Source organism: uncultured Pontibacter sp. (assembly GCF_947499215.1).
Lineage (GTDB): Bacteria > Bacteroidota > Bacteroidia > Cytophagales > Hymenobacteraceae > Pontibacter.
Window position 1 is genome coordinate 22,908 of the sequence record NZ_CANMNI010000002.1, and the last position, 13,881, is coordinate 36,788.

At 49.1% G+C, this 13,881-nt stretch carries 13 protein-coding genes; 5 read left to right on the forward strand and 8 right to left on the reverse strand.

Going from position 1 to position 13,881, the window contains the following annotated elements; translation table 11 throughout:
- Positions 1-61 precede the first annotated feature (61 nt).
- From Q1A04_RS07980 to Q1A04_RS07990, 3 genes are read right to left on the reverse strand one after another with little or no spacing between them, the layout of a single operon-like run.
- A complete protein-coding gene (locus Q1A04_RS07980; protein WP_299703709.1) occupies positions 62-1,057 on the reverse strand; it encodes a DUF1028 domain-containing protein in 996 nt (331 codons plus the stop codon).
- Between the two features lie 32 nt (positions 1,058-1,089).
- Complete coding sequence (locus tag Q1A04_RS07985) at positions 1,090-2,136, reverse strand: SH3 domain-containing protein (RefSeq protein WP_299703712.1); 1,047 nt, start codon at positions 2,134-2,136, stop codon at positions 1,090-1,092.
- Positions 2,137-2,160: 24 nt separating this feature from the next.
- On the reverse strand, positions 2,161-2,586 hold the full coding sequence (locus tag Q1A04_RS07990) for a DUF1493 family protein (RefSeq protein ID WP_299703715.1): 426 nt from the start codon (positions 2,584-2,586) through the stop codon (positions 2,161-2,163).
- 245 nt (positions 2,587-2,831) lie between these two features.
- On the opposite strand from Q1A04_RS07990, the gene Q1A04_RS07995 reads away from it, so the two are divergent.
- Both Q1A04_RS07995 and Q1A04_RS08000 read left to right on the forward strand, forming a co-directional pair.
- Positions 2,832-3,650: an NYN domain-containing protein gene (locus Q1A04_RS07995; protein ID WP_299703718.1), complete on the forward strand. Its 819-nt coding sequence runs from the start codon at positions 2,832-2,834 to the stop codon at positions 3,648-3,650.
- A gap of 142 nt (positions 3,651-3,792) precedes the next feature.
- On the forward strand, positions 3,793-4,650 hold the full coding sequence (locus Q1A04_RS08000) for a dienelactone hydrolase family protein (protein WP_299703721.1): 858 nt from the start codon (positions 3,793-3,795) through the stop codon (positions 4,648-4,650).
- 92 nt (positions 4,651-4,742) lie between these two features.
- Here the strand turns inward: Q1A04_RS08000 and Q1A04_RS08005 are convergent, their stop codons facing one another.
- Positions 4,743-5,345: a porin family protein gene (locus Q1A04_RS08005; RefSeq protein ID WP_299703724.1), complete on the reverse strand. Its 603-nt coding sequence runs from the start codon at positions 5,343-5,345 to the stop codon at positions 4,743-4,745.
- Between the two features lie 176 nt (positions 5,346-5,521).
- Between Q1A04_RS08005 and Q1A04_RS08010 the strand changes: the two genes are divergently transcribed.
- Positions 5,522-6,118 carry a GNAT family protein gene (locus tag Q1A04_RS08010; protein WP_299703727.1) on the forward strand — a complete coding sequence of 199 codons (597 nt, stop codon included), beginning with the start codon at positions 5,522-5,524 and terminating at the stop codon, positions 6,116-6,118.
- Here the strand turns inward: Q1A04_RS08010 and Q1A04_RS08015 are convergent.
- Positions 6,084-7,187, reverse strand: coding sequence for an AI-2E family transporter (locus Q1A04_RS08015; protein WP_299703730.1), 1,104 nt, complete (start codon positions 7,185-7,187; stop codon positions 6,084-6,086). The genes Q1A04_RS08010 and Q1A04_RS08015 overlap by 35 nt on opposite strands.
- A gap of 112 nt (positions 7,188-7,299) precedes the next feature.
- Here Q1A04_RS08015 and Q1A04_RS08020 point away from each other — a divergent pair, with 112 nt between their 5' ends.
- The gene (locus Q1A04_RS08020) at positions 7,300-8,616 is read left to right on the forward strand and encodes a M20/M25/M40 family metallo-hydrolase (protein ID WP_299703733.1); all 1,317 of its coding nucleotides are present in this window, start codon (positions 7,300-7,302) and stop codon (positions 8,614-8,616) included.
- Between the two features lie 460 nt (positions 8,617-9,076).
- On the opposite strand, the gene Q1A04_RS08025 is transcribed toward Q1A04_RS08020, so the two are convergent.
- The 3 genes from Q1A04_RS08025 to Q1A04_RS08035 are packed head-to-tail and all read right to left on the reverse strand — an operon-like array spanning position 9,077 to position 12,307.
- Positions 9,077-10,303 carry an alanine dehydrogenase gene (locus Q1A04_RS08025; RefSeq protein ID WP_299703735.1) on the reverse strand — a complete coding sequence of 409 codons (1,227 nt, stop codon included), beginning with the start codon at positions 10,301-10,303 and terminating at the stop codon, positions 9,077-9,079.
- A gap of 2 nt (positions 10,304-10,305) precedes the next feature.
- Positions 10,306-10,716 carry a tRNA (adenosine(37)-N6)-threonylcarbamoyltransferase complex ATPase subunit type 1 TsaE gene (gene tsaE, locus Q1A04_RS08030; protein ID WP_299706952.1) on the reverse strand — a complete coding sequence of 137 codons (411 nt, stop codon included), beginning with the start codon at positions 10,714-10,716 and terminating at the stop codon, positions 10,306-10,308.
- Positions 10,717-10,744: 28 nt separating this feature from the next.
- Positions 10,745-12,307: a PglZ domain-containing protein gene (locus tag Q1A04_RS08035; RefSeq protein WP_299703738.1), complete on the reverse strand. Its 1,563-nt coding sequence runs from the start codon at positions 12,305-12,307 to the stop codon at positions 10,745-10,747.
- 228 nt (positions 12,308-12,535) lie between these two features.
- Between Q1A04_RS08035 and Q1A04_RS08040 the strand changes: the two genes are divergently transcribed.
- Entirely contained in the window at positions 12,536-13,768 is a 1,233-nt protein-coding gene (locus Q1A04_RS08040) for an HD domain-containing protein (RefSeq protein WP_299703739.1), read from the forward strand.
- Positions 13,769-13,881 lie beyond the last annotated feature (113 nt).

Here is a 13,881-nt window from a genome sequence, read left to right on the forward strand (position 1 = left end):
GGCTTTAATATAAGCAATCTATTTGAGGTATAGACAACAATCGCCACATTTCCGGCTATACCTACTTCACTTGCAGGATCTTCTGCAGGTCCTGCGGACTTAGAGTGAGCAAACCTACTTCGGGCAGTCGCTCGGTGAGTTCTTTCCAGTTTTTGTCTTTCTTATATACCTCTTTCAAGAGTTTAGAGGCTCCGTTGATGTCCCCGTTATTAGCCAAGCCGATGGCGTGCCAGTACTTCATTTCGAGGTTGTTCGGGAACATGGCTTCGGCTTTGCCATACTCTTCCATGGCCTTCTCCATCTGCCCTTTCTCGACGGCCAAGTCGCCGTTGTTCATGTGCTCGTAGGCGCGGTATACCTTAAGCAGGCGCTCCAACTCGTCGAGTGGTTTCTCGTGATCGTCCACGCGCAGGTCGATAGTCTTGTCGTCCCACGGCTGACCAGTAGCTTCGCCACGCACCACCACCAGCGCCGCCGATTGCTTGCCACGAATGTCGCCTCCCTCCCGCTCAGCAGCCTGCATGGCCAACAATACTCGCTCAGCCAGTGGCTTGCCGGCGCTGGTCTCAAAAGCTTTAGCCATCGCTGGCCATACCTTGTCGGTGAGCATCATGTTAGCCTGCACCGAGAAATTGGTGCCGATGGTATGCCCCGCATAGCGAATGCACTGTTTGCCGGTATGCGTCGCCACCCGGCCCTGCGCATCCAGTATGGATACTTGTCGCACTTCGCGGCCTTCGTCGTCTGCCAGCAAAATATCCAGCGCTTCCTGCGGCGACTTACCTTCTTTCAGCAAAGCAAGCCCACGCAAGCCAAACGACTTGTTCACAAAAGACTGGGTGGCTACTACGCCCACGCCTGCCTCTACCCAAGGCACGGCTGTTCCTACCGAAAACCAGTGGCTTTGCACGCCAACGGCCATCTCGCCGGTTTTCGCGTCGCGGGCTACAATCGAATAGGTATGGGCTAGGGGTTCTTCACTTTTAAACACCTGCGCCTGTGCTGAAAAATGTGTCACGGCAAGAAATAGGGTTAGTATGGAGAATAGTTTTTTCATGGTGAATTGTACAGAGTTTAAACTGATTTTGGCTACAAAATTTTCATTTTAAGATATTGAGAATCATTATTCAGGTTACCCGTTTCATCCCAAAAAGTCTTTGAGTGCATCACTTTCATTACCAGCGTTGTGTTATCCAACCAATAAACTTCATAGGGCTCGAGCGCTACCATCCAGTTAATAAAACTAGCCTCAAGTTCTTTCTTTATTTTTTTATCACGCCCTACGGTGTGCAACTGAAAGTCTGTGCTCTGTTCATATGGGTTTGTGTACATAGATACGATATACCTACCATCTGGTGATATCTCAGGATAATCATTGAAACTGATTACCTCCTCACCACTTGTTGCATCGTAGAGTTTATACTCCCCGCCCTCGTAATAACCAATACCTAACAGGTAGGCATTCAAGTAATTTATATGCCCCACATAGTTAAAAATCTGCATATCAACTTCCGCATCAGGAGTGCTTACATAGACTTTTTTGGTTCCATTGCCATTAGCAACTGTAAGCACTGAATCTTTACTGGAGACTAGAGTCTCTTGCTTGACCAAAAAGCCCTCTTTCTTATTCCGAGCACTGTTAAATTCTGCTTCACTAATCAGCTTTAATTCGATTTTACTCTTAATAGGAGCTTTATCATACGTTTCATACAGCTCGCTGCCTTTCAGCTTGATTTGAGAAAGATCTCCTACATTTTGCTTAAGGATGTTCACCTCTTCCCAACCGGAAGAATGAATTACATTACCATTTCGCAAAAAACTTCTACTGATACGCTCTTTTATTTGGTACCACTCACTTTCCTCCCCAATAATCTCAACCTGATAGCCATATTCTAGTGTATCCAGAATTGATGACTGCTTATCTGCTTTCTCATAAATGTAACTGCCATTAGTGTTCGTTACAAAGAGCTTCTTTAAAGCAGGGATATCAAATACATCAACATCTTCTTGCGCTGTGCCTGTCTGGGTAGTTCTGTCTTCTACTTTTTCAACTACAATGTCATTAGAAGTATCAGTGTTTGCACAACTGATATTAAATAACAGAATCAGGATGGAGCAAAATGTTTGTCTTAGCATGCTTTTTTATCACTTCATTATTTTTTAACTAGAACATTTCACTACTAAACTAACAACAGCTATACCTAATACAGCTATCCCTATTACTTGATCAATGTACATGTCCACTCTCCATTTAGGCAGCTTATGATCTGGATATTGTATATCCCATTTGCCTTTATTGGCCGCTTCAGCAAGTAAAGTAGGAGTTACAGGAATTCTATTTACTCGTTTGTAAGGTGGTGCGAAGAAAAAACTTCCTATACCCCACATACTTCCTTCTTCATCTCCATGAAAATACCATAGGTACTGATCCATATTCACCGAAAATTTCTCGGCGAATTCGTGCATCATCTCATCAAAATCGTCGCCCACTACTCCTATATCATAAAAGATATCCGAATCAGGATCTATCTTCTTTACTCCTGTTACTTCTTTCAGAAAAATGATTACTTCATCTACTGTACACATATCTCATTCTGCGCTAATCTCAATTTCTAAATAAAGGAGAACCCATTTTACATCGCTAAAGGAAAGAACCCGCTTCTATAGTTCTTTAGCTTATTGAATTTAAAATCCTTACATTACATCACAATATACTCATTCTCCCCTTATATAGGGAATTCCCTACCTTCTTACAACTCATCTTCATTTCAGAAGTATAACAGAACAAATTCAGCGCAGATAGGGCAACAAGACCCGGCGCAAATCCTTTTATGAGCAAACCCTTCAACGAGAAAAAACAACAACGCATGGCCATGCTAATAGATGGCGACAATGCGCAACCGACCCTTATTGTTAAAATACTGGCCGAAGCCGGCAAATACGGACAAGCTACCATCCGTCGCATCTATGGCGATTGGACCACCCCACAAATGAACGGTTGGAAAGAGAGTTTGAACAACCACGCCATACAGCCCATCCAACAGTTCCGCTATACCGTGGGCAAGAACGCCACCGACAGCGCCATGATCATCGACGCGATGGACCTGCTGCATAGCCATTTGGTTGACGGTTTCTGCATCGTGTCGTCAGACAGCGACTATACCCGACTGGCGACCCGTATCCGGGAGGCAGGCATTTTTGTGATGGGCATCGGGCAGCGCAAAACACCCAAGCCGTTTGTGAACGCCTGCAACATCTTCATCTACACCGAAAACCTGACCGATGACATTGACGATAAGAAGATAGCTGTTGCAGACAAAAGTATGCCGAACGGACAGGAGAACCCTCGACCTAACCCCATACCTATGCTAAAAGAGGCCTTTGAGATGGCTGTAGGCGAAGACGGCTGGGCACATTTAGGTGGTATAGGCACCAGTCTGCGTACACTGGATCCCGCCTTCGACCCGCGAACTTTCGGGTATAGCCAGTTGATCCAACTCATCAAGGCGCACAAAGACCTGTTCACCATCCGCAAAGAAGACGAAAAAGGCTCATCGGCGGTATACGTGAAGCGCCGCAGCCCTGCAAAAAGGCGCAAACCTACCAAAGCTAAGGAGGTCGCGCCGGCCAAGGAAGAGCGGAGTAACTAAACCGTCCTCTATTAATGCAATAACATCAACAGCCTTTTCCTGTTAGTTCGGGGGAAGGCTGTTTTATTTTAGCTCTACCTGCTTCTGAATCAGCACCTAAATAACTAACTTACAGCATACTTACTCCTTAACTGATACCACTATGAAAAAACTCACGCTACTGATGGCGCTGTGCCTGTTCTTGGTTCAGGCCGCCACCGCACAGGAAAAAATGTCCTGCTGCGTAAAACCAGCTTCCAATGAAGCCACTACACAGTTTGCGATGCTTGCCAACGATAAATCCTTTGTGGAGAAACACGAAAACCCGCTACCTTTCACGCTCCAGAACCAAGCAGGCAAAACCATAACGTACAAGACCCCGGATGGCAAAACAGCCAGTGCCTACGAAATAAAAGCCGCTAAGGAAACCGATAACTATCTTTTCGTGATACACGAATGGTGGGGACTAAACGACTACATTAAACAGGAAGCAGAGCGACTGCACGGCGAATTGGGTGATGTGAACGTGATCGCGCTCGACCTGTATGACGGGAAAGTGGCCGAAGCGCGGGAACAAGCTATGGAGTACATGCAAGCCGTGGATAATGAACGCGCCAAAGCTATCATCCAAGGGGTTATTAACCACGTCGGTTCAGACGCTGACATCGCCACTATTGGCTGGTGTTTTGGCGGTGGCTGGTCATTGCAGACCGCCTTGCTGGCCGGTGATCAGGCGGAGGCAGCCGTAATTTACTATGGCATGCCGGAGCGTGATGTGGAGCGCCTGAAAAAGCTGGAAGCCCCGGTTCTTGGTATATTCGCCAAACAGGACGGCTCCATCACGCCGGAAATTGTGCGGGATTTCGAAGCAAAAATGAAGGAGGCGGACAAGGACGTGACTATCAAAATGTATGACGCTGTGCATGCCTTCGCTAACCCTAGCAACCCTAAGTATGACAAGGAAGCTGCTGAGGATGCTAATAAACTAGCTGTGGAGTTTATCAGAGAGCACTTGGATTAACTCTAATCTGTCAGTTTTGATGCAAAAGAGAAGTCTGAATCATATGCGCTAACCCAGTTCTCTCTTTTGCACCTGAACTGACAGGAAGCAGATTAAATACTGAAGCCTATTGTCGCTGAGAAATTACGGAACCTGCCATCGGCGCTGTCGTCATTGAAAACAGTGTTGAGGCCATGATTGTACATCAGGTCCAACTCAATTAGGCGAAGCACCCTTATACCCACACCACCGTGCAAAGCGAACTGGGCATTGCGGATGTTGCGTCGGCGCACATCGAGGTTGTTATCGCTCACCCCCACATTGTAGCCGAAGGATGGCCCGGCCATCACACGGAAAGGCGTAGAACTGCCTCTTCTACGGTTAATGTAATTCGATTCCCAACCTACTAGCACGGGCATTCTGAGATAGCGCAGACGCACCTCGTCACTTTCGCCGGAACGAGGCTGCACCGTGCGCTGTATCGTCATTTTGTTGCTCACAAAGTCCACACCCGGCTGCACATAAAAGTGGTTGCCAATGCGGGCAAAGGCCCCGAACTCAGTGCTCACACCTGATGATTGTTCTACCAAGCTTGGGTCGCTACTGAGGTTAGTGACATTAAGGCCAAACTTACCACCCAATTTAATCGGCGTATCCTGTGCTGATAAGCTGAGTGTGGTAAAGAAAAGCAGAAAGAATAGTGTCGTTTTTTTCATAGTCTTACATTGGTCGATTTTGTTCAAATTGTATTGCAGTTCGTTACCTTAATAGTTACAACACACAACATATTTAACTGATTTATAGACATATATGTTTAATACAAGCATATTTATCTAAAGCTATACCGCCATTTTATTCAGAAACGTATTGACCTAAACACCATATCCCGCCTATGAAAGCCACTGCCATACCACCTTCCATTACTGTCGGCCCCGACCTAACCCTCACCGAGGCTCAGGTTAGCGATGCGAATGCCCTCTATCAGCTCATTGATAGCGGTCGGCTATACCTGCGAGAGTGGCTGCCTTTTATCGACTTCAGCCATTCCGCCACCGACACCGAGCTATACCTGCGCACCGTTTCTGCACCCGGCAACTTGCAGGACAAGGTATACGTCATTCGCTATCAGCAGAAGGTGGCGGGCATCATCGGGTATAAGACCATAGATCGCGTGAACAGCAAACTGGAGATAGGCTACTGGCTGGGCGAAGAGTTTCAGGGGAAAGCCATTATGGTACGCAGTTGCGAGGCGCTGATCAAGCATGCTTTCGAGCATATGCGCATGAATCGCATCCAGATAAAAGTAGGCGTGGGCAACAGGAAGAGTAGCCGCATTCCGCAACGGGTGGGCTTTAAGCTAGAAGGTATACAACGGGACGGCGAATGGCTCCGAGGAAAATTTATCGATCTTGAGGTATACAGCTTACTGAAAAGAGAATGGCAGGAAAACCGATCTAGTTCTGACCGCGACGGAAGCGGCCACTCTTGATCTTCGGCTTTGGCTTAGGCTTTGCAGACGTCATGCCAGAACTTAGCAAGAGCGATACCGGCCGCAATTCTTCATGTTTGTCGGCGATCAATTTTAGAATGGCCACAAAGGGCACAAACAGAATCATTCCAGAAGCACCCCATATAATTCCGCCCGCCACAATGGCCAGCAGGGTAAACAGCATGTTCACCTGCAGCCGGAAGCTCACGGCCAGCGGAAAAATCAGGTTCGCCTCCAGATACTGCACCACCGAAAACACAACGATCACCCCGATCGGGTACCACACTGAGTCGTAAGTGATCCAAGCCACGGCCATAGGCAAAATAGCCCCGATGGAAATGCCTACATATGGTATAAACGTGAGGATGGAGGCCACTATGCCAAAGAAAACGGCATGCGGTATACCTAACAGCAGAAGCCCGACACTGTTGAGCAAGCCCACCACCGCGTACACGATGATCATTCCCTTGATGAAGTTGTAATATGTGGTGATCGTCTCATGCAGGATGCTGCGGATCTTGCTGTGCTCTGCCCGTGGGAACATTGAGAATAGCGCAGCCGCCAGCTGTTCGCGATTGTATAGGATGAGTGCCGCATAGAGCGGGATCAGCAAAACCAGCACTATCGTGGTAACTGAAGCGTACAGCACGCCCTGCACTACGTTCAGCACAGAAGAGGCTGCATCGTTTACAAGTCCTTCTACCCAACTGCTCCGCTGCACGTCGTCTACACCCAGCTGATGTTCCAAGTACAGACTAAGTTGTTGCCAAGCCTGCAACAACTTTTGCTGCAGCGCTGGCCACTCCTGTCCGAAGGTGATCATCTGGCGAACCAATAGCCAGCTCAAAGCCCCCACCAGTAGAACTAGGATTAACAGACACAGCAGAATCGCGCTCCAGCGCCTCCAGCCATGGCCCTCCATCCACTTTACGATGGGGTATAGTATAAAGCTGATCAGGAGGGAGAAGCTGAGCGGAATGAAAAGCGTGCGCCCAAAGTATAGCAAGGCCGCCACCAGCAAAATGTATTGCAGCAACTTTAGCCAGTTAACATTGGAGGTCCTTTCCATAATTTGCTATATTGGGTTGCTGTTTCCATACAAGTGTATGCAGAAGCAGCAATTACCTCAACAATATTCCCAAAAAAACATCAATTTCCTAATCGGATATACTGCTCTACCTATGACACGCCAAAAGCTATTTGCTACTGCCTTTTCCCTCTTACTCGGTGCTTCCCTCTCGGCGCAGGACCTTTCTGCTATCAATCAACAGGAGGCCACCCGCATGCTGCAGACGCTAAGCCACGACGACATGCAGGGCCGTGCCGCCTTTTCGGCAGGTATAGAGAAAGCCGCTGATTTTATTGAGGCCGAATTCCATGCGGCAGGCCTCTTGCCGCTCAATGGCAACAGCTCGAGTCAGGTGCCCTCTTACCGCCAGACGTTCTATGTGCATCGCCTCACTCCTAGCCCGACAGAGGTAACCTTGGGCAAAAAGAAAATAGCGCCGGAGCACCTATTTGTGAACACGGCACATGAAGCGCTTAACTGGAAACAGAAAAACAAGATCAACATCATCTCTATACCTGAAGGCGAGAACTTCCGGAACGCTTTTGTGAAGGCCAACTCGAATGAACAAGACGCGATCGTACTCATTCACCCGAGCCACGCCGAAGCGTTTAACTCCTACAGAGGCTACTTTGCGAGAGGCGGCGTAAAGAAAGAGGTAGGCTCCGGCACTAGCAAGGTATATGTGCTCACCGATCAGGCTGCTCCAAAGAAATACGAGGTGAAGTATACGAACCAGATAGAAAAGCTTGCGCTCTCCAACGTGGTAGGCATGATTGAAGGCAAGCGAAAAGATGAGTTTGTGGTCTTCTCCGGTCACTACGATCACATCGGTTTCCACCACGCCATGGACGGTGACAGCATTGCCAACGGCGCCGACGATGACGCCTCCGGCACCACAGCCATGATGATGCTAGCCCGCTATTACAAAGAGCAGCCGCAACCGGAGCGCACCCTGATCTTCGCCGCTTTCACAGCCGAAGAGATTGGTGGCCACGGCTCCCGCTACTTCTCTGAGCAACTCAACCCCGACCAGATTGTAGCCATGTTCAACATCGAGATGGTAGGAAAACCGTCTAAGTTCGGCCCGAACAGCGCCTATCTGACAGGTTACGAAAAGTCAGACCTAGGCAAGATGATGCAGAAGCGTCTAGAAGGTACCACCTACAGCATCCACCCTGACCCATACCCAGACCAGAACCTGTTCTACCGCTCCGATAATGCCACTTTGGCTCGTCTGGGCGTTCCGGCACATACCATTTCGTCAGTGCAGATTGATCAGGACAAGACGTACCATACTGTGAAAGATGAGTTTGAGCTGTTGGATATGCCGCACTTTACCAGCATGATCCGCGCTATCGCGCTAGCCGCGCAGGGGGTTGTTTCCGGTGAGGATACGCCGATGCGGGTTGATAAGGCGTTAGTGAGGTAGAAATTTGTTTTCGAATTAAATCTTTGTGAGCGAGTAGCTTTAGTTGATTCTAAGGCTACTCATTTTGTATTATAGTTTCGCCTGTGCGGCGGGCACTCACTTTTTTCCTTGATGAAAAAAGTAAGCAAAAAAATCAAGACGCTCCAAACTCGCTGAACGCTCGAACAGTGGAGCGTCGTTTTGGTGCACATGGCCAATGTGTCTTTTTCATTGCAAGCGTGCAAGTATGTCTTGCAATGCGTGCCAGTGATGTGTGACAGTTGCCATAACACTTATGATTTCCACAGTTGTAGCGGCAGAAAAGTCCCCCTTTGAAGGGGGCAGGGGGATGTCAATCGTGCACAAGTCCCCTGTTTTGGGTAGGGTTCCTCAACAAAGGTGAGATAAAAAAAGAAAGGTGAGATAAAAAAAGCCCCACCTAAACAGACAGGGCTTCCATTTCTTACATTAGCTTTACCTTCTAATTCCGCACCGCAATCATCAACCCCAGCTCCTTGTACCGCATCCCAAACTTCTTCGCGATCTGCGAATTCGTCAGACTGCCTTTGTAGATGTACACGCCGCTGCGGTAGTGCTCGTTCATAAACAGCACCTCGTTGATGCCCCCGAATTTAGAGATCTCCGTGAAAATTGGTGTGAAGATATTGCTGAGCGCCGTAGAAGCCGTACGCGGTACACGCGAAGCGATGTTCGGCACGCAATAGTGGATGATGTCGTATTTGCGATAGATCGGGCGGCTATGCGAAGTAAGTTCTGATGTCTCAAAACAACCTCCTTGGTCGATGCACACGTCGATGATGATGGAACCCGGATTCATTTGGGCTACTACCCCCTCCTCTACCATACAGGCCATGCGTCCTTCTTCGGCTACTAAAGCACCAATCACTACATCCGCATTTTTGAGCTCGTTGTACAGAATAGTCTTGTCCAGCGTAGAGGTAAATATCGGCTGACCGATGTTATGCTTCAGGCGGCGCAGCTTGTAGATGTGGTTATCAAACACCTTCACTTCAGCACCTAGTCCCAAGGCAGCGCGGGCTGCATATTCTGCCACAGTGCCGGCACCCATGATCACCACTTTGGATGGCGCCACTCCGGTGATACCTCCCAGAATAACTCCTTTGCCATCGTTGCTACTACTCAAATACTCCGCCGCGATCAGCATAGAGGAACTGCCGGCGATCTCGCTCATGGCACGCACTACCGGCTTCGACTCCGACTTGTCACGGATCAGCTCAAAAGAAATGGCGTTTATCTTTTTGCGGAGAAGGGCGTTGATATAGTCTGAGGTCAGGTTGCCGAAGTGCAGGGCAGAGATCAGCGTTTGTCCCGGGCGCAGGTACTCGATCTCATCATAGGTAGGCGGCGCTATTTTGAGCACGATGCCGGCTTCATATACCTCTTTGCAGGAGTAGACAATTCGGGCTCCGGCTTCGGAATAGTCGTTGTCGGAGTATTTGGACGGCCCGCCGGCTCCGGTTTCGACCCATATTTCGTGGCCTTGGTCGGTTAGCTGTTTTACGGCATCTGGGGTTAGGCCAATGCGGTTTTCTTGAAACGACGACTCTTTCGGAAGCCCGATAAACAGGCTCTTGTATCGTTCCTCCACAGCCAGCATAGACTCCTTTGGATAAAGAGCTTGGCTGGCCGCTATCTTTCCTAATTCAACGGCGAATCTCTCCGTCATGCTCATACGCGGTTTATGGTCATGGTGCGCTCCTCGCCTTCAGCGGCGGGCTGCAGCTTTACCAACAGGTAATGCTCCGGCAACAGGTTCGGGATCATGGACGGCCACTCGATCAGGCAGGTACGGCCAGAGTCGAAATACTCCAGCGCCCCGATGCCGAGCGCCTCACGCTCCTCATTAATCCTATAAAAGTCAAAATGGTAAATTAGGTTCCCATCAGCCCCTTCATACTCATTCACAAGGGCGAAGGTCGGGCTACTCACGTTCTCCTTCACGCCCATCTGGCGGCAGAGTTCTTTTATAAGCGTAGTTTTTCCGGCTCCCATCGGGCCCTCAAACAAAATAATAGGCTCCTCACGGACCTCCTCCAAAAGCACAGAAGCCGCCGCCGGCAGGTCAGCCAACGACGACATCTTGATACTTGTCTTCTCAACTCCTGTGTTATACATTCTTAGGCGTCAGCGTGATAAATGGTATAATGCACTCCTCCAGCGACACCCCTCCGTGCTGGAAGGTGTCTTTGTAGTAGTTCACGTAGTAGTTATAGTTGTTCGGGTAAGCGAAGAAGTAGTCTTCGATCGCGAATACAAACGTAGTGGAAACGTTGGCCTTTGGCAAGAAAAATCGTTCGGGCTTGCGCACCGTGAACACATCTTTGTCGGTGTAACCGAGGTTCTTACCGTGCTTATACCTTAAGTTGGTGTTCGTTTGGCGGTCGCCGATGATCTTGAATGGGCGCTTCACCCGGATCGTGCCGTGGTCCGTCGTAATGATCATACGGGCTTTACGGTCGGCGATCAGCTTCAGCATCTCGAACAATGGCGAATGGATAAACCAAGAGCGCGTGATGGAGCGGTACGCAGATTCGTCCGGCGCCAGTTCGCGCACCATGTTACTGTCCGTACGGGCATGCGAGAGCATATCCACGAAGTTGTACACGATCACATTCAGCTTGTTGTTGTCGAGGTTATTGAACTTGCTGTTCAAATCCTTGCCGGCAGCCGGGTTGGTGATCTTATGGTAGCTATGCTTGTCGGTGATGCGGTTTTGCTGCAGCTGAATTTCCAGAAAGTCCTGTTCGTGCAGGTTTTTTCCTTCTTCCTCATCATCGCTCACCCACAGGTTCGGGTATTTTTTGATGATCTCGGTCGGCATCATGCCCGAGAAGATCGCATTACGGGCATAGGCAGTGGTGGTAGGCAGGATCGAGTAGAACATCTCCTCCGTATCGACGGTGAAGTATTCGGAAATGAGCGGCTCGAGCACCTTCCATTGGTCGTAGCGCAGGTTGTCAATCAGCACGAAGTATACCGGCTTGTCCGACTCCTTCATCATCGGGATTACCCGCTCTCTGAATAACTGGTGCGACATCAGCGGCGTGTCGTCCGAGTCACCATTAATCCAGTCCTCATAGTTGTCCATGATAAACTTGGCAAAGTTGGAGTTAGCCTCGTCCTTCTGCATGTTGATCACGTCGGCCATACTCTTGTTCTCGGTCTCATCGATCTCGAGCTCCCAGTATACCAGTTTTTTATAGATGTCAGCCCACTCGCCCGGGCTCAGGCGCTCGCCAAAGGCCATACCCAACTGACGGAAGTCGCGCTGGTAGCTCATGTTGGTTTTCTCTGACACCAGACGCTTGTTTTCCAGCGTCTTTTTCACAGAAAGTAAGATCTGGCTTGGGTTGAGGGGTTTGATCAGGTAGTCGGATATTTTAGAACCAATGGCCTCCTCCATGATGTGTTCCTCCTCACTCTTGGTGATCATGATCACGGGCATGGCCGGGCGGATGGTCTTGATCTCGTTCAGCGTTTCCAGACCGCTGATGCCGGGCATGTTTTCGTCGAGGAACACCACATCGAAACCTTGCTCCTGCACCTTTTCGATAGCGTCGGCCCCACTGTTTACTGGGGTAATGTCGTAGCCTCTTTCTTCTAGGAAAAGAATGTGTGGCTTGAGTAGGTCGATTTCGTCATCGGCCCATAAAATCGTATATCTTTGCATAGTTTTATTTGTTGCGCGCTGTTTCTAAATGGCTTCATTGTTAATTGCTTACAAAGCAATCAGATCAAAAGGGGTATAATTTGTTTACTATACCTGAACCTGAAAGTTACCGAATATCGGAACGCAAACATAGGCGTACAGATTGCGGTTGATGCTTTGGGCTGATCTGGCTCTATTTAAGCAACCGATTAACGATTAGCAATTTAACAATTAAAAACCTCGGTTTTTGTGAATAAGAAAAAAATATTAAACGACCCTGTATACGGTTTCATCACGGTGCCGTCTGAATTACTGTTCGACATCATCGATCACCCTTACTTCCAGCGTCTGCGCCGGATCAAGCAGCTGGGACTGACCGAAATGGTATACCCGGGCGCCCTGCATACCCGTTTTCACCACGCCTTGGGAGCCATGCACCTCATGAATCTGGCCCTGAACACACTGCGCGGCAAAAACAACGAGATATCCGACGCCGAGTTTGAGGCCTCTCTTATCGCCATTCTTCTGCACGACGTGGGCCACGGGCCTTTTTCGCATGCTTTGGAGACGGCCATTTTTCAGGAAGTTCACCACGAGCACCTCTCACTGCACATCATGCACCTGCTCAACGAAGAGTTCGGTGGCAGATTGAGCCTCGCCATTAAAATCTTCACGGATACCTACGAGCGCCGCTTTTTTCACCAACTGGTATCAAGTCAGCTCGACGTGGACCGCCTCGATTACCTGAACCGCGACAGCTTTTATACTGGGGTATACGAGGGAAAGATCGGAGCCGACCGTCTCATCAAAATGCTGGACGTGGCCAACGACAAGCTGGTGGTGGAAGAAAAGGCCATTTACAGCATCGAGAACTTTCTGGTGAGCCGTCGCCTGATGTACTGGCAGGTATACCTGCACAAAACCGTGATCAGTGCCGAGCACATGGTGTTGCGCACCGTGCAGCGCGCCCGTGAACTTCTGCAGCAAGGTATAGACGTGCCGGCCAGCACCTGCCTCAAGTTCTTCCTGTCTTCCAACCTTACATTAGAAGACTTTCAAAGAGATAACAGCATCCTAGAGCGCTTCGTTTCATTGGACGACCACGACGTATGGAGTGGCATAAAAGAATGGGCCGCCCACCCCGACCCTGTTATCTCCTATTTGTCCAAAAGCATCCTGAACCGAAAGCTGTTCAAGGTATACATCTCCAGCAAACCAATTGACGAAGAGATGATGCTGGGTATAAGCGAACTGGTGGAGGACCGCTTCGACGTAAACCCAGAAGATGTGAAATACCTGATGATCTCAGGCCGCATCAGCAACAATGCTTATCAGGCAGAGGGGCAGTCGATTGATGTGCTCACCAAAACCGGTTATGTGGTGAACGTGGCCGATGCCTCGGACCTACCCAACATACAGGCACTAAGCAACAAAGTAGAGAAATACTTTGTTTGCTACCCGAAGGAGGTGGCGGCTTTATAGAAAATGGATTTTAGGATTAGCACGGGATTTGCTTGTCCTCTCCGTAATCTGCGGCAGAATATGGCGGCACAGCGTAAACTTTTTGTTAAGTTTGCGCCCCCAATGGGTAGCAC

Coding starts and splice junctions, on each gene's coding strand:
- Q1A04_RS08025 (WP_299703735.1), bottom strand. CDS start 10,303: ATGACGGAGAGATTCGCCGTTGAATTAGGAAAGATAGCGGCCAGCCAA.
- Q1A04_RS07985 (WP_299703712.1), bottom strand. CDS start 2,136: ATGCTAAGACAAACATTTTGCTCCATCCTGATTCTGTTATTTAATATC.
- Q1A04_RS08015 (WP_299703730.1), bottom strand. CDS start 7,187: ATGGAAAGGACCTCCAATGTTAACTGGCTAAAGTTGCTGCAATACATT.
- tsaE (WP_299706952.1), bottom strand. CDS start 10,716: ATGTCGTCGTTGGCTGACCTGCCGGCGGCGGCTTCTGTGCTTTTGGAG.
- Q1A04_RS08010 (WP_299703727.1), top strand. CDS start 5,522: ATGAAAGCCACTGCCATACCACCTTCCATTACTGTCGGCCCCGACCTA.
- Q1A04_RS07995 (WP_299703718.1), top strand. CDS start 2,832: ATGAGCAAACCCTTCAACGAGAAAAAACAACAACGCATGGCCATGCTA.
- Q1A04_RS08005 (WP_299703724.1), bottom strand. CDS start 5,345: ATGAAAAAAACGACACTATTCTTTCTGCTTTTCTTTACCACACTCAGC.
- Q1A04_RS08035 (WP_299703738.1), bottom strand. CDS start 12,307: ATGCAAAGATATACGATTTTATGGGCCGATGACGAAATCGACCTACTC.
- Q1A04_RS07980 (WP_299703709.1), bottom strand. CDS start 1,057: ATGAAAAAACTATTCTCCATACTAACCCTATTTCTTGCCGTGACACAT.
- Q1A04_RS07990 (WP_299703715.1), bottom strand. CDS start 2,586: ATGTGTACAGTAGATGAAGTAATCATTTTTCTGAAAGAAGTAACAGGA.
- Q1A04_RS08000 (WP_299703721.1), top strand. CDS start 3,793: ATGAAAAAACTCACGCTACTGATGGCGCTGTGCCTGTTCTTGGTTCAG.
- Q1A04_RS08020 (WP_299703733.1), top strand. CDS start 7,300: ATGACACGCCAAAAGCTATTTGCTACTGCCTTTTCCCTCTTACTCGGT.